This window comes from Mycobacterium sp. SP-6446 (genome assembly GCF_001954045.1).
Lineage (GTDB): Bacteria > Actinomycetota > Actinomycetes > Mycobacteriales > Mycobacteriaceae > Mycobacterium.
Window position 1 is genome coordinate 1 of the sequence record NZ_MBEM01000160.1, and the last position, 708, is coordinate 708.

Below are 708 nucleotides of genomic sequence, written 5' to 3' on the forward strand. Positions count from 1 at the left end.
GGCGCTACATACGAGGGCGGATACACCAGACTCGTCGACGACGTCGACACGACGTTGATCCCCGCCTCCAGCAGCCGAACATAGTCCGGGATGGCCAGCGCGTCGCGCTCGGGGCCGCTGGCCGCGTAGATGACGCAATCGGGTTTGAGGGCGATCAGCGCGTCGGCATCGCTGGTGGCGGCGAGGCCGATCGGCTCGCCGTTGGCGAGTTCGCCGGCGTCCCTGCCGACCTTCTCCGCGGAGTGCACCCACACGCCGACCAGATCCAGATCGGGGCGTCGGTGGATGGTGCGGATCGCGATCGACCCGATGCCGCCCGTCGCCCAGACCACTACCCGCTGGGTCGTCATCCTGTTCCTCCTGTTAAGAGAGTAGGCACTATCCTAATGAACAAATCTTAGGTTATGGTGCTGTTGATGCTCACGCTGAGGTTCGACCTGCGTGCTCCGAGTTGGGCTGGGCCGGCCGCCGACTACGTGCGCCGCGGGCGCTCATGAGTAGGGAGGTGAACCCTATGCGTACCGTCGTGTGGTCGACGGGGGGAGTCGGGTCGATCGCCATCGATGCGATCCGCCGCCGGCCAGACCTGGAACTCGTTGGGGTATGGGTGCATTCGCCCGACAAAGTCGGCAAGGACGCCGGGGAATTGGCCGGCATCGAGCCGCTGGGTATCGCGGCTACCAACGATGCCGACGCGCTGATCGCCCT

The 708-nt window shown here is 65.7% G+C and carries 2 pseudogenes; one reads left to right on the top strand and one right to left on the bottom strand.

The features are described 5' to 3' along the window. A pseudogene (locus A5736_RS14695) lies at positions 1-350 on the bottom strand (dihydrodipicolinate reductase); the annotation flags it as partial. A 164-nt stretch (positions 351-514) separates the two neighbouring features. On the opposite strand from A5736_RS14695, the pseudogene A5736_RS14700 reads away from it, so the two are divergent. Next, positions 515-708, top strand: a pseudogene (locus A5736_RS14700) (dihydrodipicolinate reductase); the annotation flags it as partial.